Raw genomic sequence first — 18,735 nt, 5'->3', positions numbered from 1 at the left:
CTCCGTCGTGATGGTCGCCACGCAGCCTGCACGCGCGCAGCTGACCGCGCCCTGACGGCGCCGCGTCGGCACGCTTCCTTAACCACGATCTCAGATGCGCGCTCGCACCCCACGGAACCTCAGGCGCCCTTAACGGCCGGCCCGCTAGACCACCAACTCGGACTAGCCTGAGCCGTCTCCGGTCGAGAGCTCGCCCACGATGTCGCCTGCCGCGATACCGCCGAACGAAACCGAACGACTCGCCGCCCTGCGCCGCTGCGCCGTGCTCGACACCGCGCCGGAGGAGAGCTTCGATCGCATCACTCGCCTGGTGACGCTGCTGACCGGCGTGCCGGTCGCCGTGATCAGCTTCGTCGACCGCGACCGCCAGTGGTTCAAGTCGCGCATCGGCCTGACCACGACCGAGACCTCGCGCGAGGTCGCGTTCTGCGCCCACGCGATCCTGGGCGACGAGCCGTTGATCGTCGAGGATGCGCGGCGCGATCCGCGCTTTCACGACAACCCGCTGGTGACGGCCGAGGACGGCATACGGTTCTACGCGGGCGCGCCGATCCGCACCGCCGAAGGCTTCAATGTCGGCGTGCTGTGCGCCATCGACCGGGTGCCGCGCCGGCTCGGCGCCAAGCGGATCGCGGCGCTGCGCGAGCTCGCCGCCATGGTGGCGACCGAGCTCGCGCTGCGCGTGGCCAACCAGCGTCTGGCCGGCGAGCTCGTCGCCCGCGTCAAGGTCGAGAGCGGGCGGGCGCTGGTGCGGCAACGCCTGCAGGACCTGCTCGAGACCGCCACCGACTGGCTGTGGGAGACCGACGCCGAGCACCGCTTCGTCTACGTCTCCCACCCGATGCCAGCCGGCGTCGCCGGCGGCGCCTTCCTGGGCCGCACCCGGCGCGAGCTCGCCGGCGGCCATCCCGCCGACCCGCTGTGGTCGCGCCACCTCGCCGACCTCGACGCCCACCGGCCGTTCCGGGCGTTCCGCTATGCGATGCCGCGGGCCGACGGCGCCACCAGCCATCTGGAGACCAGCGGCAAGCCGATGTTCGACCGGGCCGGCCGGTTCGTCGGCTATCGCGGCACCGGGCGCGACGTCACCGCGATGGTCGAGTCCGAGAGCGCGATGCGGGCCATGAGCGCCAAGCTGCACGCCCTGCAGGCGTCGGGCGTCATCGGCGTGATCACCTGCGAGGGCGACCGCATCGTCGACGCCAACGACGAGTTCCTCCGCATCGTCGGCCACGACCGCGCCGACGTCGACGCCGGCCGGCTGACGTGGTCGCGGGTCGCCCCGCCGAGCCTGCACATGGTCGAGGACGACGCCCCGTCCGGACCGGCCGGATCGTTCCATCGCCTCTGCCTGCACCGCAGCGGCGCCCGGGTGCCGGTCTCGATCAGCTCCTTTACGCTCGACGGCGCGGCCGGCCAGTGGATGGCGCTGGTGCAGGACGTGAGCGAGCAGAAGGCCCGCGAGGCCCAGATCCGCGACCTCGCCTATCGCGACACGCTGACCGGGCTCCTGAACCGGCGCTCCTTCAACGAGCAGCTCGCCCGCCACCTCGCCCCGGGCCGCGACGGCACACGACGTGGCGGCGCCCTCGTCGTCCTCGACCTCGACAACTTCAAGGACGTCAACGACGCGATCGGTCACGACGCCGGTGACGCCCTGCTGCAGACGATCGCCCACCGTCTGCTCCAGGCCACCGGGGACGAGGACGTCGTGGCGCGTCTCGGCGGCGACGAGTTCGCCGTCGTGCTGGTCGACGTCGACGCGCCGCAGGAGATCGAGCGGCGCGCCCGGCGCCTCCTGGAGGTGCTGAGCCAGCCGGTGCGCCACCGCGACGAGACCCTCCATCCGAGCGCCAGCGTCGGGGTGACGCGCTTCCCGCAGGACGGCGACGACGCCGCCGAGCTCCTGAAGAACGCCGACGTCGCGCTCTACCGCGCCAAGGCGGCCGGCCGGCGCTCGGTGTCGTTCTTCGATCCCGGCATGATGGACGGCGCGATCGCCCGGCTGAAGCTGCTCAACGAGGTGCGGCTGGCCATGGCGGAGAACCAGTTCCGCCTCGCCTATCAGCCGGTCGTCCGGATGGACGGGCGCGGGCATTCCGGCTTCGAGGTGCTGATCCGCTGGCTGCATCCGCGCCGCGGGCTGCTCGGCCCCGGCGAGTTCCTCGACGCCATGGAGGGCGCCGGCCTGCACGGCTGGATCGCCCGCTTCGTCATGGAGACGGCTGCCCGGCAGGCGCGCGGCTGGCTCGACCACGGGCGCGATCCCGGCACCATCGGGGTCAACATGTCGGGCAGCCAGATCCGGGCGGACGGCTTCGCCGACGACATGCTGGCCGTGCTGGCGACCTGGCGGGTCGCGCCGCGGCGGATTGTCCTCGAGGTCACCGAGCAGGTCGTCATCGCCGAGGACCCGCGCATCGCGGCGGCGCTCGCGCGATTGCACGACGCGGGCATGCGCATCGCGCTCGACGATTTCGGCACCGGCTACTCGTCGCTCGCGCATCTGCGGCGCTTCCCGGTCGACGTGCTGAAGATCGATCGCTCCTTCGTGACCGACATCGGCACCGACGCCGGCGACACCGCGATCACCCGCGCCATCGTCAACCTCGCCCACAGCCTCGATCTCGAGGTGGTGGCCGAGGGGATCGAGACCGAGGCGCAGTTCGCGCGGCTTGCGGCGCTCGGTTGCGATCTCGGTCAGGGCTTCCTGCTCGGCCGGCCGCTGTCGGCCGAGGCGGCGACCGAATGGCTCGGCGGCGTCCCCGGGCGGGCCACCGCGATCGGCTGAACGCCGACCACACCGCTTCGTCGTGCGGGGCCGCCGCAGCGGTGCCCCCGATCGACCGGACCGGCCGGACCGCCCGCGATTGCGGTAACATGGAACGGTTCCGGGCTTGCCGCGTTGAGCAGTCACCACTGGCCAGGAGAACCGTCATGCAAGCCATGCCCGATACCGCGCCGGGAGCGTCGCCGGAGACGTGCCCGACCCTGCAGGTGCTCGCCGCGCGCTGGTGGCTCGTGCTGCTGCGCGGCGTCGTCGCCATCCTGTTCGGCGTGCTGGCCTTCGCCTGGCCCGGCCTGACGATCCTCACGCTCGTGGTGTTCTACGGCGCCTTCGCGTTCGCCGACGGCATTCTGGCGATCGGCGGCGCCATCGCCGGCAAAGGGCCGACCTCGGCGCGCTGGTGGCTGGTGCTGTCGGGCGTGCTCGGCCTCGCGGTCGGCGCCATCGCGTTCGTCGCGCCCGGGGTCGTCGCCGTGGCGCTGCTGATCTTCATCGCCGCATGGTCGATCGCGCTCGGGGTGATGCAGATCGTCGCCGCGATCCAGCTCCGCAAGGAGATCGAGCACGAGTGGCTGTTGATCCTCTCCGGCATCGTCTCGGTGCTGTTCGGCGGCATCCTCTTGTTCCAGCCGGTCGCCGGCGCGCTCGCGGTCGTGTGGATGATCGCCGCCTATGCGATCGTCTCCGGCATCCTCTACATCGCCTGGTCGTTCCGCCTGCGCGCCTGGAACGCCAAGCGCACCGCCGCCGGCGCGACGGCGTGAGCAGGGCGCACGACGTCTCTAATCGCTGATCGTGGGCCACGGTCGCGTGCCCCGGACAAGGCGCATCGGGCCGCAGGTCCGATGCGCCGCAGAGCCGGGGCCCAGGGGCGCCACAGGTGGCGCCTCGTATTGATCGCCCTGGGTCCCGGTTCGCGTCGCGACGCGACGCGCCCGGGACACGAGGCCTCGTCCCGGGGCGTTCAGCCTCGGTCTCGACAGAACGAGTCCCTAAAAGCTCTCGCCGACCAGGATGCGCGCCTTGGCGCTGGTCGCCACCTTGCCGTCCGCCATCAGGATGCGGCCGCGCAGGACGACGACGTCGCTCTTGAGGTGCGGCGCCTCCGTGACGGTGTCGACGCTCCATTCGAGCGTGATCGTCTCGCCGGCCGGGATCGGGACGTGGAACCGGAACGAGATGTCGTGACCGATCACGGCGCCCTTGGCGGCGTAGTGGCTGGCGAGAAAGCCCATCAGCTGCGCCGCCATCTGCGGCCCCGACACGATCGGCACCTTGTAGCGGGTGCCGGCCGCGAACTCGGCATCGTGATGCAGCGGGTTGGCGTCACCCGCCATCTTGGCGAAGGCGCTCGCCTCGGCGAAGCTGACCGCGAAGGTGGTCGAGAAGGTCTCGGTCGGGTCGACGCGCATGCCGGCAGCGATCACTCAGTACAGGGTGGCGTTCACACGCGCCGGATAGGCGTCGTCGAAGGGCGCGGCGGCGATCCGGCCCTGCGAGCAGGCGGCGAGGATCTGGCCGGCGGTAGGCAGCGTGCCGCGCGCGACGCGCCGCTCCGGATCCCACAGGCGCGAGCGCACCAGCGCCTTCGAGCACTGGAAATACACCCGCTCGACCGTGACGACGATCACGGTGCGCGGCGCCTTGCCGTCCAGGCGGAAGCTCTCGGTCAGCGCCGGATCCGTGGAGATGACGGCGCGGCCGTTGACCCGCAGCGTCTCGTCGTAGCCCGGGATCATGAACAGGAGCGCGATGCGCGGATCCTCGATCAGGTTGCGCAGCGTGTCGATGCGGTTGTTGCCGCGCCGGTCGGGGATCAGCAGCGTCCTCTCGTCGGCGATGCGCACGAAGCCGGCCGGGTCGCCGCGCGGCGAGCAGTCGAGCCCGCCCGTGCCGCCGGTCGCGATCACCACGAAGGGCGCCGCCTCGATCAGGGCCCGGTAGGGCGCGACGAGGTGGTCGATCTCCTTGAGGATCGCGGCCTCGCCGGGAGCGTCGTAGAGCGCCTCGAGCACCGCGAGGCTGGTGACGGTGTGGTCGGCGCTCGCGGTGTCGGTCACGGTGCTCCCTTTCCGGCCGATCAGAACGGCCCGCGCGAGGCGATGCTGTCGATCACCGCGTTCAGCTCGCGGATGCGGGTCGCGTAGACGCGCGACAGGCAGCCGATGTCGGTGCCGCAGGCCTCGCGGGTCCTGATGAAGGCGCGCTGCGCGTCCTGCATGTCGCCGCGCTGGCCCATGGCGACGAGCCCGGTCGCGACCCCGTAGATCGCCGCCATGCGGGCCTCGTCCTGGCCGAGCGCGTAGTTGCTGCAGATCGTGCGGTCGGCCGGCGTCGTCGCCTTGGCGCAATCGATCGGCGAATAGTCGATCGCAGCGGCGGGCGACGCCGCGCCGATCAGCGCGACGATGCCCAATACGAGCAAACGAGGTGCGAGCAAGCGAGGTGCGAGCAAACGAGCCTTCAACGGAGCCTCCTCAGGCGGCGAGAAGCCGCCGCCCATCGTGGCCCGTGACGATCACGTCGACAATGCGTCCCGGCGCGCCGCCCGAGATTTTGACCGGCGTGAACTGCTCGGTGCGGCCCGTCGTGCCGGTCTCGATCAGCACGGCCCGCCGCTGGCCGATCTCGTTTTGCAGATGCTGGAGAAGAAGCGCGTCGCCCTTCTGGCGCAGCCGCATGGCGCGCTCCTTCACGACGCGGCCGTCGACCGGCGGCATGCGGGCGGCCGGCGTGCCGGGCCTGGCCGAGAACGGGAAGACGTGCAGATAGGTGAGGCCGCAGGCGTCGACGAGATCGAGCGAGTTCTCGAACATCGCCTCGGTCTCGGTCGGAAAGCCGGCGATGATGTCGGCGCCGAACACGACGTCGGGCCGCAGCCGCCGCACGTCGGCGCAGAAGTCGATGGCGTGCTGCCGCGCATGCCGGCGCTTCATGCGCTTGAGGATCATGTCGTCGCCGGCCTGCAGCGACAGATGCAGATGCGGCATCAGCCGCTTCTCCTCGGCGAGTGCGATCATCAGGTCGTCGTCGGCCTCGACCGAGTCGATCGAGGAGAGGCGCAGGCGCGGCAGCTCCGGCACGGCGGCGAGCACGCGGCGCACCAGCGTGCCGAGCCGCGGACGCTCGGGCAGGTCGGCCCCGTAGCTGGTGATGTCGACGCCGGTCAGCACCACTTCGGCGTGGCCGTTGAGGGCGAGGCGGCGCACCTGGGCGATCACGTCCTCGGTCGCGACCGAGCGCGAATTGCCGCGGCCGAACGGGATGATGCAGAAGGTGCAACGGTGGTCGCAGCCGTTCTGCACCTGGACGAAGCCGCGGGCGCGCCCCTCGATGCCGTCGATCGCCGGCGCCGCACCGCTGCTTACCGCCATGATGTCGTCGACGGCGGCCATGTCGGCCGTATCGACGGCGCCGCCCGCGAAGACCGCGCGGGTCTGCGCCCAGGCGTCGTCCGACAGCTTCTCGGTGTTGCCGAGGACGCGGTCGACCTCGGGCATGGCGACGAAGGTCGCCGTCTCGGTCTGGGCCGCGCAGCCGGTGACGACGACGCGGGCGTCCGGGTTCTCGCGCTTGAGTTTTCTGATGGCCTGACGGGTCTGGCGAACGGCTTCGCCCGTCACGGCGCAGCTGTTCACCACCACGGTGTCCGACAGCCCGGCCGCCTCGGCGCGGCGGCGGATCGCCTCCGACTCGAAGGCGTTGAGCCGGCAGCCGAACGTGACGACGTCGACGCTCATCGCCCGGCCGCTCCGCCGGCCGTCGCGGCGCCAGTGGTCGCGATACCGGTCACGTCCTTGGCGAACAGGGCCGGGTCGAAGCGGCCGTGCCGCTCGTACGCGACCGGGCCGGTCATCAGCACGTGGTCGTCGCGCTCGCGCCAGTCGATGATCAGGTCGCCGCCCGGCAGGGTGACGCGCACGCGCCGCCCGGTGCGACCGGTGCGGGCCGCCGAGACGGCCGTGGCGCAGGCGGCCGAGCCGCAGGCCTTGGTGAGGCCGGCGCCGCGCTCCCAGGTGCGCATCGTCAGATGGTCCGGGCCGGTCACGGCGGCGAGCGTGATGTTGGCGCGGTCCGGGAAGATCGGATGGTTCTCCAGCAGCGGGCCGATCTTGCCGAGATCGTAGGCCCACGGGTCGTCGACCCAGAACACCGCGTGCGGGTTGCCCATGCTGGCGACCGAGGGCGAGTGCAGGATCGGCGCGTCGATCGGCCCGATCTGCAGCTCGATCGCGCGGGTGTCGCGGAACTCCTCGGCGAGCGGGATGTCGCGCCAGCCGAACTTCGGGGCGCCCATGTCGACCGTGGAGACCAGCGGCGCCTCGCCCTTCCAGGCGTTGATGATCCCGGCCCGCGTCTCGAAGGTCAGCGTCGTCTTGCCGGTGTCGGCGAACACGATGTCGGCGACGCAGCGCATGCCGTTGCCGCAGGCGCCGGCCTCCGAGCCGTCGGTGTTGTAGATGCGCACGAACGCGTCGGTGCCGGGCGTGCGGGCCGGATAGAGCACCATGAGCTGGTCGAACGGCGCCCCCTCGGGGCTCGCCGCGGCGCGCGCCTCGGCGGCCGTGAGCGTCTCCGGCCGGTCGCGCAGGTCGACGACGACGATCTCGTTGCCGAGGCCGTTCATCTTCACATAGGGGTGGTCGGCGAGCGCGCTCATCGGGAGGTCGGATGTCGGGGGAGCTGTCGGTTGGTCTCGGTCCGGCGCCTTATATGGGATTTTCGCATGCCTTGACCAGCGGCGGGCTTCTTCGCGGGGGGCGCGGCGGGACCCGGCGGCCGGCCACAGCGTTGGGCTTCCGTTCATCCGGCCCGTGCTCTATCCGTTTCGGAACGCAGGATCGACAGGAGCATTCGATGCGACCTCGCCGTTTCGTCGCGACCCTCGCCGCGATCGCGGCGGCCGTGCTGTGGCAATCCAGCCTCGGCGTTGCGCAGGGGCAGGGCGGCACGCCCGCGAGCCCGCCGGCCGCGAGCCCGCCGGCCGTACCGGCTCCGACCGCACCAGCCCCCTCCACGTCGGCCCCGTCGACGCAAGCGCCTGCGGCGCCGGCTCAGGCGGCGCCCGGCACCCCGCCCGCCGCCGGCCAGGCTGGCGAGGTGTTCGGCGAGGACGTCACGATGCAGGCCCGGACGATCGTCCAGGTCAGCGGCAAAGCGAGCTGGGACCGCGCCTTCGAGGCGATCCAGGACGCGCTCAAGACCGTCTCGGCCTATCTGCAGAAGCAGAACCTGACGCCATCCGGCCCGGCCACGACCATCTACACCTCGACCGACGACAACGGCTTCACGTTCCGGGCCGGCTATCCGGTGGCGCAGGCGCCGAGCCCGGCGCCGACCGGCGACCTCGCGGTCGGCCAGACCCCGGCCGGCAAGGCGCTGAAATACGTCCACCGCGGCTCCTACGACTCGATGGACGCGACCTACGAGGCGATCACCAACCAGCTCGACGACAAGAACCTCGACGCCCAGGACCAGTTCGTCGAGGTCTACGTCACCGACCCGCTGACGACCCCCGAGGACAAGCTGGTGATCGAGGTCTTCGTGCCGCTGCGGTGACCTTCGTCCTCGTCCTGAGGCGCCCGCGAAGCGGGCGTCTCGAAGGACGTGGCCCCCTCAGTCCGCGTGGTTCGGAGGCCGCATGGTTCGAGACGCGGACCTACGGTCCCCTCCTCACCATGAGGGCAGGAGGGAGCCGGGGTGCGTCGTCCCTAAAGCTCCCACGCCTCGCCGGGCGCCAGCACCCTGAACCGCTCGTCCGGAATCTCCGCCGCCGCGCAGGCGGCGCGCAGATCCTTCACCGGGGCGTCGATCGCCTCGTCGGTCAGCTTGAAGGTGCCGTGGTGGTGGGCGAGCGCCAGCTCGGCGCCGCAGTCGGCCAGCGCCTGAACGGCCTCGTCCGGGTTCATGTGCTGGTCGCGCATGAACCAGCGCGGCTCGTAGGCGCCGATCGGCAGGATGGCGAGCCGGAACGGCCCGTAGCGGTCGCGCGCCTCGCGGAACCGGAAGCCGTCGCCATAGCCGGAATCGCTGACGTGGTAGAGGCGGCCCGCCGGCGTGTCGATGACGAAGCCGGCCCACAGGGTCTTGTTGCGGTCGAGGAGGCCGCGCGCCGACCAGTGCCGCAGCGGCACCAGCGTCACCGCCACGTCGGGCGACAGCTCGATCCGGTCGTGCCAGTCGTAGGCCTCGGCGACGATCGCCGGGTCGTGGTCGGCCATCACGGCGTCGTTGCCGAGCGGGGTGACGATGCGCGGCCGGTGGTCGGCCGCGAGCCGCGACAGGGTGTCGGCGTCGAGATGGTCGTAATGGCCGTGGGAGACCAGCACGGTATCGATTTTCGGCAGGTTCTCGAACGGGATGCCGGGATCGTTGACGCGCTTCGGCCCGGCGAAGCCGACCGGCGAGGCGCGCTCCGACCACACCGGGTCGATCAGGATGTTGTGGCCGCCGGTCTGCAGCAGGAAGCTCGCATGGCCGACATAGCCGATGCGCAGGCGCGGCCCGGTCACCCGGGCCGGCGGCGTGTCGACATGCGGGCTCGGCGCCCAGTCGGGCCAGTCGGCCGAGCCGCCGCGCGACCCCCACCAGCGCACCAGGTCGGTGACGCTCTTCGGCGCCGCCCCGTGCGGGTCGCGGAACACCGTGCCGTCGAAATGGTCGGAGACCGGGCCTTCGTAGAAGCGGGCGGCGCGGGCGCGCGCCCCGAACAGGACGGCGGCGGCCGCGGCCACCAAGCCGGTCGATCCGAACAGCAGGCCTCGACGGGTGGACGGCACGTTCCTATCTCTCTCTATACGGGGCCACCGCGATACTGCTCGCCGGCCCCTGGGACCGGGCGGCGGAGCGGCTGACGGTACTTAGGCGGTCCACCGGTCGGGACAAGGCGCGGCAGCCTGCCGCGTCGCTTTGGTTCGCATGATCTTGTCCGAAAACCGGGTTCCACTTTTCGGGATCATGCGCGCATCCGGGAGGTACCAAATGTCCGAGTTGACGCGCGACCAGGTGGTGTCGGCGGTTCATCCGGTCGACGACGCGATCGTCGCCGAGATCATCGCCACCGGGGCGAGCGAGGCCGATCTCGCCGCGGCCTGCGCCTTCGTGGCGCGCGAGTTCCGGTCGCACGAGGGCCGCGACGTGCCGCTCGGCACCATCGGCCAGGTGATCTCGATCCTGGAGCGGGTCGGCGCCCGTCCGCTGCGCGGCTCGCCGCTCGGCGAGGCCGGGTCGACCATGGAGTAGGGGCACGGAATCCGTGTCCCGGACGCGCGTAGCGCGAGCCGGGACCCAGGGTGACGCGGCAAAGCTCCCGCCGAGAGGCCCCTGGGTCCCGGCTCTGCGGCGCGCCGCGCCTGCGGCCCGGCGCGCCTTGTCCGGGACACGGGCCGTGCTCGAGGGCGAAAAGTGGAACGCCGTCGGACGTCTGCGGTCGATTTGACTTCGCTTCGCCCCGCGGAGTAGTGTCCCGCGCTCTCGACATCTGCCGAGAACGACATCAACCGACCGGTCCCGCGAGGCCGGAGGCCAACGCCCGACAGCGCGATGCGCCCTCGGGCGCCACACGTGTTTGGGTCTTGCCTCTCCGCGGGGGAGGTCCAACGGGACGGACGGACGCATGTTCGACGGTCTTTCCGACAAGCTCTCCGGCATCCTCGACCGGCTGACCCGGCGTGGCGCGCTGACTGCGTCCGACGTCGACGCGGCTGCGCGAGAAGTCCGCCGCGCCCTGCTCGAGGCGGACGTCGCCCTCGACGTGGTGCGCGGCTTCATCGAGAAGCTGAAGGAGCGCGCCGTCGGGGTCGAGGTGATCAAGTCGGTGACGCCCGGCCAGATGGTCGTGAAGATCGTCCACGACCAGCTCATCGAGACGCTCGGGGCGACGGCCGATCCGATCGACCTGAACGCGCCCGCGCCGGTGCCGATCATGATGGTCGGCCTGCAGGGCTCGGGCAAGACGACCACCTCGGCCAAGATCGCCCGGCGCCTGACCGACACGATGAAGCGCAAGGTCCTGATGGCCTCGCTCGACACCCGTCGGCCGGCCGCCCAGGAGCAGCTCGCGGTGTTGGGCACCCAGGTCGGCGTCGACACGCTGCCCATCGTCGCCGGCCAGACGCCGGTGCAGATCGCCCGCCGGGCGCTCGATGCGGGCCGGCTCGGCGGCTACGACGTGGTCATCCTCGACACCGCCGGCCGCACCACCCTCGACGAAGCCATGATGATCGAGGTCGCCGAGGTGAAGCAGGCGGCGACCCCGCACGAGGTGCTGCTGGTCGCCGACGCGCTCACCGGCCAGGACGCCGTCAATCTCGCCCGCGCGTTCGACGAGCGGGTCGGCCTCACCGGCATCGTGCTGACCCGCGTGGACGGCGACGGCCGCGGCGGCGCCGCGCTGTCGATGCGGGCCGTCACCGGCAAGCCGATCAAGCTGATCGGCGTCGGCGAGAAGCTCGACGCGCTGGAAGACTTCCATCCGAGCCGGATCGCCGACCGCATCCTCGGCATGGGCGACATCGTCTCGCTGGTCGAGAAGGCCGCCGCGACGATCGACGCCGAGAAGGCGCGGCGCACCGCCGAGCGGATGCGCAAGGGCCAGTTCGATCTCAACGACCTGCGCGAGCAGCTCGAGCAGATGCTCAAGATGGGCGGCCTCGGCGGCATGATGAGCATGCTGCCCGGCATCGCCCGCATGAAGAACCAGATCGCCGCCGCCAACATCGACGACACCATCGTCAAGCATCAGATCGCCATCATCCAGTCGATGACGCCGAAGGAGCGCCGCACCCCGGATCTCCTCAAGGCCAGCCGCAAGAAGCGCATCGCGGCCGGCTCCGGCACCAAGGTCGAGGAGATCAACCGGCTCCTCAAGATGCACCGGCAGATGGCCGACATGATGAAGCAGATGGGCTCGGGCAAGCGCGGACCGCTGGCCGGGCTCGCCAATGCGCTCGGCTTCGGCGGCGGCATGCCGAGCCCGGCCGATCTCGAGAAGCTCGCCGACCGGATGCCCGGCGTGCTCGGCAACATGCCGGGCGGGGCGCCGCCCGGCCTGCCGGGTTTCCCGGGCGCGCCCCCCGGGCTGCCCGGCGTGCCGCCCGGCATTCCGGAGGTGGCGCCTGCGAAGGGCGACGCCAAGCCGGAGGCCGGCAAGGACGCGCCGGCCGCGAAGCCACCGCTGCCGGGTCTTCCCGGCGGCATGCCGCGCTTCACCGGCCTGCCGGGGCTCGGCGGCAAGATGCAGAATTTCCCGGGCTTCGGGAAGAAGAAGTGAGGACCGTTACTTCACCGTCCGATTCTCGACGCCTCATGGTGAGGAGCGCTCCGCAGGAGCGCGTCTCGAACCATGTGGCCACCCCCGCCCTTCGAGACGGCTGCTTCGCAGCCTCCTCAGGACGAGGGTGGAGAGAGGCCGGTGTCGCCGCGACGCACGTGCAACTTCACCCCTGGCGCATCGGACCGACCGGGCGCTGAGAACAGACGAGAAGAGAAGGACTACGAGAATGTCTCTGCGAATCCGGATGGCCCGTGCCGGCACCAAGAAGCGCCCGTTCTATCACATCGTCGTCGCCGACTCACGCTCGCCGCGTGACGGCCGCTTCATCGAGCGCATCGGCTACTTCAACCCGCTGCTGCCGAAGGACCAGGCCGACCGTCTGAAGTTCGACCTCGACAAGGCGAAGGACTGGCTCGCCAAGGGCGCGACGCCGTCGGACCGCATCCTGCGCTTCCTCGACGAGGCCGGAATCCAGAAGCGCGAGCCGCGCAACAATCCCGAGAAGGCGATCCCGCGCAAGGAGCGCAAGGCGATGGCCGAGGCCAAGGCCAAGGCCGGCAAGTAAGCGGCGCGCCGCACCCGGCGCGTCAGAGCACGGCCGGTCGATCAGGGCATAGTCATTCCGGGGCGCGGCGAAGCCGCGAACCCGGAATCCAGCGGGAAACTCCAGGTCTGGGCTGGATTCCGGGTTCGGCGCAGTGCGCCGCCCCGGAATGACCTCGAACTGATCAGCCGGATCTCGTATCAGTCCGCGTCGCACGGGCCCGTCGAGGGCCGACCGGGGGAACTCAGATGCGCAAAGGTTCGCATCGCAGCGTGGTGGCGGGGCTCGTCTGCGCCGCCGCGTTCGCCGTCGCCGCCGTCTCGCCCGCCGTCGCCCAGGAGCGGCGCGGCGGTTCCGAGCCGACCGTCACGGTGCAGGGCCAGGGCCAGCACACGGCGAAGCCGAGCTTCGCCGCTCTCACGGTCGAGGTCGCGACCCCCGGCGACTCGCTCGACAAGGCGACGGCCGCTCACGAGGCCCGCGCCGCCCGCGCCGCCGAGACGCTGCAGAAGCTCGCGTCCGACGGCGTGACGGTGAAGCGGTCCGACTTCCGCCTCGCCCGCGACGTCGTGCGGCCGAAGCAGGAGCAGCCGGGCTACCGCGCCGTCACGGCGTTCGAGCTCGAGCTCAAGCCGGTCGATCGCGTCAACACGCTGGTCGGCCGCATCGCGTCGTCCGGCCTCTTCGAGGTCGGGCCGATCGGCTACCGGGCCGAGGACGCCCATGCGGGCCTCGACGAGGCGCGCCGCAAGGCGATCGCCGATGCGCAGGCCAAGGCCGAGGTGTTCGCGGCGGCGGCCGGCATGCGGCTCGTCGGGGTCGTCGCCATCGTGGAGGGCGGCGAGCCGGGCGCGCTGCGCGCCGAGATGGCGTCGGCGCGGTCGATGCAGATCACGCCGCCGGCGACGCTGACCTTCGATGCCTCCGCCACGGTGACGTGGCGGATCGGCCCGCGTTGAGATGCCGCCTCGTCCGGCACCCGGCGATCGCGTCTGCGTCGCCCGCATCGGGGCGCCGCACGGCGTGCGCGGCGAGGTGCGGCTGTGGTCGTTCACGGGCGACCCGTCGGCGGTCGCGGCCTACGGGCCGCTGACGGCGGCCGACGGGCGGGTGTTCGAGATCGCGTCGCTGCGGCCCGCCAAGGACTGCTTCGTGGCGCGGCTGAAGGGCGTCGCCGACCGCGACGCCGCGGAGGCGCTGCGCAACATCGACCTCTACGTGCCGCGTGAAAAGCTCGCGCCGGCCGGCGAGGACGAGTTCTATCACGCCGACCTGATCGGGCTTTCGGCCGTCGACACGGCGGGCGCCGAGATGGGCACCGTGATCGCGGTGCAGAACTTCGGCGCCGGCGACATTCTGGAGATCGCACCGAGGCGCGGCGAGACGCTGCTGGTGCCGTTCTCCAAGGCCGTCGTGCCGGTCGTCGACATCCCCGGCGGCCGGGTCGTCGTCGATCCGCCGCCCGGGCTGTTCGACGACGAGGAGGAGCCCGGCCCCGAAGCGTGACCCGCGTCGGGTGGCAGCGGCACCCGTGGCCTCGTGAGACGAGACGCGATCCTGACGGATCGCTCCTCGTCACGAGGGGAAACAAACTCAGCAAGACGCTGAAAGGAAGCCGAGCTCGTCATGTGGCGCGCCGACGTGATCACGATCTTTCCGGAGATGTTCCCGGGGCCCCTCGGCGCGAGCCTCGCCGGCAAGGCGCGCGCGAACGGCCTGTGGGATCTGGCCGCCACCGATCTGCGCGACTTCGCCACCGACCGCCATCGCAGCGTCGACGACACGCCGGCCGGCGGCGGTCCCGGCATGGTCCTGCGCGCCGACGTGCTCGCGCGGGCGATCGACGCGATCGCGCCCGAGCACGATGCGCGGCCCCGCCTCCTCACGAGCCCGCGCGGAAAACCGCTGACCCAGGCGAGGGTGCAGGAGCTCGCGGCCGGTCCCGGCGTCGTCATCGTCTGTGGCCGCTTCGAGGGCGTCGACGAGCGCGTCATCGCGGGTCGCAACCTGGAGGAGGTGTCGATCGGCGACTACGTTCTCTCGGGCGGCGAGCTCGCCGCCCTGGTGCTGATCGACGCCTGCGTCCGGCTCCTGCCCGGCGTGATGGGCAAGCAGGCGTCGGGCGCCGAGGAGAGCTTTTCGGACGGCCTCCTCGAATACCCGCACTACACGCGGCCTCAGCTCTTCGAGGGCCGCGACATTCCGTCCGTCCTGGTGTCGGGCGACCACGGCCGCGTCGCGGCGTGGCGCCGCGCCGAGGCCGAGCGGCTCACCCGCGAGCGACGGCCGGATCTGTGGGCCACATACATCACCCGAATGGCTGATGCCCAAGTCCCGGTCCTCCCGCCAAAAAAAGCGACCGATGGATGACAAAGCCGACGACATGGCGTATAGGCACCGCCAACCCGAAGCATACCGACCGACAGAACCGGCGCGCTTGCGCCAGACGCAGCGCTGGAGACCTCCCATGAACATCATTCAAGAGCTCGAGAAAGAGCAGATCGCCAAGCTGTCCGCCGGCAAGGACATTCCGGATTTCGGCCCGGGCGACACCCTGACCGTCAACGTCAAGGTGGTCGAGGGCGACCGCTCGCGCGTCCAGGCCTACGAGGGCGTCTGCATCGGCCGCTCCGGCGCCGGCCTTCACGAGAGCTTCACGGTCCGCAAGATCTCCTACGGCGAGGGCGTCGAGCGCGTCTTCCCGCTGTACTCGCCGCTGATCGACTCGATCAAGGTGGTGCGGCGCGGCAAGGTGCGGCGCGCGAAGCTGTATTACCTGCGCTCGCGGCGCGGCAAGTCGGCCCGCATCACCGAGCGGCAGGATCGCCCGGGCGAGCGCGAGGCGGCGACGGCCGCCGAGTAAGCGGATCGCAGACGCCGCGCCGTACGCACCGCATGGCATCGCCGAAGACACGCAGGGCCGGCTCGTCCGGCCCTTTGCGTCGGAGCCGCACCTTGGTGGGCCCCTTCGCCGGTGGCATGCGACGCTTCGCCTGTGTCGTGACGGTCGCGCTCGCGGCCGCGGGGCCGCTGGCGGCGCCGGTCGCGGCCGAGCCGGTGTGGCTCGAGGTGTCGCAGGCGATCTCCGGCACCGATCAGCGCAGCGGCCAGGCGGTCGTCAACTTCATCCTCACTACGGCGGGCCGCGAGGTTTTCGCACGGTTCACGGCGGCGCATGTCGGACGCCGGATCGACATCCGGGTCGACGGCAAGACCTGGCTGCGCCCGGTGATCCAGGAGCCCGTCAACGGCGGCGTCGGCCAGATCCCGGTGCCGACCGTCGAGGCCGGCCGTGTGCTCGCCCGCCGCCTCGCCACCGAAGGCGCCCGCCTCGAGGTCGAAGCGGTGGAGTGACGCCGGAGCACGGTCTCTGAACCTCTCCCCGCGCGCGGGGAGAGGTCGGATTGCGCGCCGCAGGCGCGAAATCCGGGTGAGGGCGCGTCGCCGCGAGTCCGAGCGCCCACCGATACGCCCCCTCATTCGACTCGCCGCTACGGCTGAACACGCGCCGACCAGCCCGCCCTTGCGCCCCCGAGCTGCGACCCCGACATTCGTTGTGGCGCCAGTTTGGATTTGCTACAGACCACGCATGTTTTCGCCCCGCGCTGATCTCCGAGCGGACGGGCCTGCCTCGCGGCCGGCGCGGGCGGCGTGTGCCCTGATCGCGCGTGTCCCGGTGGCGCGCGTCGTCCTCGACGACCACGCCCGGCTGCCCTGGCGGTTCTTCGGCCGGCTGACCGCGGCCGTGCTGGCCGGCCTTTCGGGACCGGCGGCCCGCCGCGCCTGAGCGCGGCCGCGCCGCGATCCTGCCGTCTACCGCACTTCTGATTTTCCACCTGACATAAGAACCGCGAGACGCTCCGATGAAGCCGCGCACTCTGTACGACAAGATCTGGGACGACCACGTCGTCGACGAGCAGCCCGACGGCACCTGCCTGATCTACATCGACCGCCATCTCGTCCACGAGGTGACGAGCCCGCAGGCCTTCGAGGGTCTTCGCATGGCCGGCCGCAAGGTGCGGGCGCCCGAGAAGACGCTGTGCGTCGTCGACCACAACGTCCCGACCACCGACCGCTCCAAGCCCAACGAGGATCCGGAGAGCGCCGCCCAGATCGCCGCGCTGGCCGACAACGCCGCGCATTTCGGCCTCGAATACTACAACGAGTTCGACAAGCGGCAGGGCATCGTCCACGTCATCGGCCCGGAGCAGGGTTTCACCCTTCCCGGCACGACCATCGTGTGCGGTGACAGTCATACCGCGACGCACGGCGCCTTCGGGGCGCTCGCCTACGGCATCGGCACCTCGGAGGTCGAGCACGTGCTCGCCACCCAGACGCTGATCCAGAAGAAGTCGAAGAACATGCTGGTGCAGGTGGACAACCGTCTGCCGGCCGGCGTCACCGCGAAGGACATCATCCTCGCCGTGATCGGCGAGATCGGCACGGCCGGCGGCACCGGCTACACGATCGAGTATGCGGGCGAGGCGATCCGCGACATCTCGGTCGAGGGCCGCATGACCATCTGCAACATGTCGATCGAGGGCGGTGCCCGCGCCGGCATGGTCGCCCCCGACGAGAAGACCTACGCTTGGCTCAAGGACCGCCCGAAGGCCCCGAAGGGCGCCGCCTGGGACCAGGCGCTGCGCTATTGGGAGACGCTGCGCTCCGACGACGGCGCGCATTTCGACGCGATCGTGAGGCTCGACGCCGCCAACCTGCCGCCGCTCGTCACCTGGGGCACCAGCCCCGAGCAGGTGGTGGCGATCACCGGCCGCGTGCCGGTGCCGGCCGAGATCGCCGACGAGCGCAAGCGCGCCGCGGCGGAAGCCGCGCTGCGCTACATGGGCCTCTCCGGCGGCGAGAAGCTCACCGACATCGCCATCGACCGGGTGTTCATCGGCTCCTGCACCAACTCGCGCATCGAGGACCTGCGGGCCGCCGCCGCGCTGGTGCAGGGCAAGACCGTCAACGCCGCCGTCAAGGCCATGGTGGTGCCGGGTTCGGGCCTCGTGAAGGAGCAGGCCGAGGCCGAAGGCCTCGACAAAATCTTCACGACCGCCGGCTTCGAGTGGCGCGAGCCGGGCTGCTCGATGTGCCTCGCCATGAACCCGGACAAGCTGGCGCCGGGCGAGCGCTGCGCCTCGACCTCGAACCGCAACTTCGAGGGCCGCCAGGGCTACAAGGGCCGCACCCATCTGGTGTCGCCGATCATGGCGGCCGCCGCCGCGCTGGCCGGCCGCTTCGTCGACGTGCGCGACGTGCGCTGACCACGACGGCCGCAGCGGCCGGACCTCGAAACGGCCAGGCGGCGAGATCGCGCACGCGATCACGCAACGAGACGACGGGGCGCCCGACCGTGGCGCCCCGTTTCGTTTCGGAGCGTGCGGGCTCGCCGAATCAGCGGACGGCGCGGCGTCGGCCGGCGCGTCCGAGCGTCCCGAACCTCGGCTGGCGGCATCTGGTGCATGCTGGCGGTATGCTGCGTCGCGCCACCTTGACGGGGTTCGTGTCGCCCGGTGCACGCAGGGGAGGTGTGGTATCACCGTGCCCTAGCCCGAAACCCGCAAGGTACTATGCTCCATCACGAAAATGTGCGCGACCCGACTTATGAGAAGGCTAGCCCTGTGCGCGCGGAGGGGTGAAACATCAGCCTCGTCAAGGGGAGACTGCACATGGGTCACCAGGAGGACGAGCTGCTCGCTCTCGCCGCCACGCTCCGGCACGCCTTGGCCGAGCTGGCCCGGCTGCCGCCGAACGCCACCGGCGGACCCGACAGCCTGGTGCGGATCGAGCGACTGACCCTGCGCTGGATCGACTCGGTCGAGACCCTGCTGTCCACGCGCGGCACCGGGCGCCAGGCCGAAGCGTTGCGTGCCGCCCTGGTCGAGCTGCGCTCCGCCTCGGAGCGGATCCGGCAGTCCGGCGTGGTCGTCGCCCCGATGCCCGATCCGGCGGCGCGCTTCGGCGCGCGTCCCTTCGAGCTCTGACCGGATCCCGCGCGGCACCGCTGCTCGTCGCGGTTTCGGATGGCGCCGAACTGCGCTCCGGCCGTGTCGCCATGTCGCGGGCAACCTTGGGGGTTGCACGAACTGGCGCGCGCCGCACTCTCGTGGATGATGCCGATACCAG

Annotated in this window: 19 protein-coding genes; 13 read left to right on the top strand and 6 right to left on the bottom strand. The window is 71.3% G+C overall.

Going from position 1 to position 18,735, the window contains the following annotated elements:
- Positions 1 to 199: 199 nt before the first annotated feature.
- Both ABTU92_RS06070 and ABTU92_RS06065 read left to right on the top strand, forming a co-directional pair.
- Positions 200 to 2,791: an EAL domain-containing protein gene (locus ABTU92_RS06070; RefSeq protein WP_408088650.1), complete on the top strand. Its 2,592-nt coding sequence runs from the start codon at positions 200 to 202 to the stop codon at positions 2,789 to 2,791.
- Between the two features lie 146 nt (positions 2,792 to 2,937).
- Positions 2,938 to 3,552: an HdeD family acid-resistance protein gene (locus ABTU92_RS06065; RefSeq protein ID WP_408088649.1), complete on the top strand. Its 615-nt coding sequence runs from the start codon at positions 2,938 to 2,940 to the stop codon at positions 3,550 to 3,552.
- Between the two features lie 228 nt (positions 3,553 to 3,780).
- On the opposite strand, the gene ABTU92_RS06060 is transcribed toward ABTU92_RS06065, so the two are convergent.
- The 5 genes from ABTU92_RS06060 to dapF are packed head-to-tail and all read right to left on the bottom strand — an operon-like array spanning position 3,781 to position 7,448.
- The gene (locus tag ABTU92_RS06060) at positions 3,781 to 4,200 is read right to left on the bottom strand and encodes a MaoC family dehydratase (protein WP_408088647.1); all 420 of its coding nucleotides are present in this window, start codon (positions 4,198 to 4,200) and stop codon (positions 3,781 to 3,783) included.
- A gap of 15 nt (positions 4,201 to 4,215) precedes the next feature.
- A complete protein-coding gene (locus ABTU92_RS06055) occupies positions 4,216 to 4,848 on the bottom strand; it encodes a pyridoxamine 5'-phosphate oxidase family protein (protein ID WP_408088645.1) in 633 nt (210 codons plus the stop codon).
- A gap of 20 nt (positions 4,849 to 4,868) precedes the next feature.
- Positions 4,869 to 5,255: a lysozyme inhibitor LprI family protein gene (locus ABTU92_RS06050; protein ID WP_408088643.1), complete on the bottom strand. Its 387-nt coding sequence runs from the start codon at positions 5,253 to 5,255 to the stop codon at positions 4,869 to 4,871.
- A gap of 10 nt (positions 5,256 to 5,265) precedes the next feature.
- Positions 5,266 to 6,528, bottom strand: coding sequence for a tRNA (N(6)-L-threonylcarbamoyladenosine(37)-C(2))-methylthiotransferase MtaB (mtaB, locus tag ABTU92_RS06045; protein WP_408088641.1), 1,263 nt, complete (start codon positions 6,526 to 6,528; stop codon positions 5,266 to 5,268).
- Positions 6,525 to 7,448 carry a diaminopimelate epimerase gene (dapF, locus tag ABTU92_RS06040; RefSeq protein WP_408088639.1) on the bottom strand — a complete coding sequence of 308 codons (924 nt, stop codon included), beginning with the start codon at positions 7,446 to 7,448 and terminating at the stop codon, positions 6,525 to 6,527. Before dapF ends, mtaB begins: the two co-directional genes overlap by 4 nt.
- A gap of 197 nt (positions 7,449 to 7,645) precedes the next feature.
- Here dapF and ABTU92_RS06035 point away from each other — a divergent pair, with 197 nt between their 5' ends.
- Positions 7,646 to 8,347 (top strand): GyrI-like domain-containing protein, encoded by a 702-nt coding sequence (locus tag ABTU92_RS06035; protein ID WP_408088637.1) that lies wholly within the window; start codon positions 7,646 to 7,648, stop codon positions 8,345 to 8,347.
- A gap of 152 nt (positions 8,348 to 8,499) precedes the next feature.
- Here the strand turns inward: ABTU92_RS06035 and ABTU92_RS06030 are convergent, their stop codons facing one another.
- Positions 8,500 to 9,567: an MBL fold metallo-hydrolase gene (locus ABTU92_RS06030; RefSeq protein WP_408088635.1), complete on the bottom strand. Its 1,068-nt coding sequence runs from the start codon at positions 9,565 to 9,567 to the stop codon at positions 8,500 to 8,502.
- A 202-nt stretch (positions 9,568 to 9,769) separates the two neighbouring features.
- On the opposite strand from ABTU92_RS06030, the gene ABTU92_RS06025 reads away from it, so the two are divergent.
- The 10 genes from ABTU92_RS06025 to ABTU92_RS05980 all read left to right on the top strand — a co-directional run bounded on the left by ABTU92_RS06025 (position 9,770) and on the right by ABTU92_RS05980 (position 18,593).
- Positions 9,770 to 10,030 carry a hypothetical protein gene (locus ABTU92_RS06025; protein ID WP_408088633.1) on the top strand — a complete coding sequence of 87 codons (261 nt, stop codon included), beginning with the start codon at positions 9,770 to 9,772 and terminating at the stop codon, positions 10,028 to 10,030.
- Between the two features lie 373 nt (positions 10,031 to 10,403).
- The gene (gene ffh, locus ABTU92_RS06020) at positions 10,404 to 12,059 is read left to right on the top strand and encodes a signal recognition particle protein (RefSeq protein ID WP_408088631.1); all 1,656 of its coding nucleotides are present in this window, start codon (positions 10,404 to 10,406) and stop codon (positions 12,057 to 12,059) included.
- A gap of 229 nt (positions 12,060 to 12,288) precedes the next feature.
- A complete protein-coding gene (rpsP, locus tag ABTU92_RS06015) occupies positions 12,289 to 12,627 on the top strand; it encodes a 30S ribosomal protein S16 (RefSeq protein WP_111360319.1) in 339 nt (112 codons plus the stop codon).
- A gap of 227 nt (positions 12,628 to 12,854) precedes the next feature.
- A complete protein-coding gene (locus ABTU92_RS06010) occupies positions 12,855 to 13,565 on the top strand; it encodes an SIMPL domain-containing protein (protein ID WP_408088628.1) in 711 nt (236 codons plus the stop codon).
- A 1-nt stretch (position 13,566) separates the two neighbouring features.
- Entirely contained in the window at positions 13,567 to 14,112 is a 546-nt protein-coding gene (gene rimM, locus ABTU92_RS06005) for a ribosome maturation factor RimM (protein WP_408088626.1), read from the top strand.
- A 120-nt stretch (positions 14,113 to 14,232) separates the two neighbouring features.
- Positions 14,233 to 14,976 (top strand): tRNA (guanosine(37)-N1)-methyltransferase TrmD, encoded by a 744-nt coding sequence (gene trmD / locus ABTU92_RS06000; protein WP_408088624.1) that lies wholly within the window; start codon positions 14,233 to 14,235, stop codon positions 14,974 to 14,976.
- A gap of 97 nt (positions 14,977 to 15,073) precedes the next feature.
- Positions 15,074 to 15,469: a 50S ribosomal protein L19 gene (rplS, locus tag ABTU92_RS05995; RefSeq protein ID WP_111359595.1), complete on the top strand. Its 396-nt coding sequence runs from the start codon at positions 15,074 to 15,076 to the stop codon at positions 15,467 to 15,469.
- A gap of 95 nt (positions 15,470 to 15,564) precedes the next feature.
- A complete protein-coding gene (locus ABTU92_RS05990) occupies positions 15,565 to 15,960 on the top strand; it encodes a SecDF P1 head subdomain-containing protein (RefSeq protein ID WP_408088735.1) in 396 nt (131 codons plus the stop codon).
- Positions 15,961 to 16,469: 509 nt separating this feature from the next.
- Positions 16,470 to 17,873, top strand: coding sequence for a 3-isopropylmalate dehydratase large subunit (leuC, locus tag ABTU92_RS05985; RefSeq protein ID WP_408088622.1), 1,404 nt, complete (start codon positions 16,470 to 16,472; stop codon positions 17,871 to 17,873).
- Positions 17,874 to 18,278: 405 nt separating this feature from the next.
- Positions 18,279 to 18,593: a hypothetical protein gene (locus ABTU92_RS05980; protein ID WP_408088620.1), complete on the top strand. Its 315-nt coding sequence runs from the start codon at positions 18,279 to 18,281 to the stop codon at positions 18,591 to 18,593.
- Positions 18,594 to 18,735 lie beyond the last annotated feature (142 nt).

The organism is Rhodoplanes sp. SY1 (assembly GCF_046000175.1).
Classification (GTDB): Bacteria; Pseudomonadota; Alphaproteobacteria; order Rhizobiales; family Xanthobacteraceae; genus Rhodoplanes.
The sequence above is the reverse complement of the archived record's forward strand: the minus strand, read 5'-3'. Positions and strand labels throughout refer to the sequence as shown.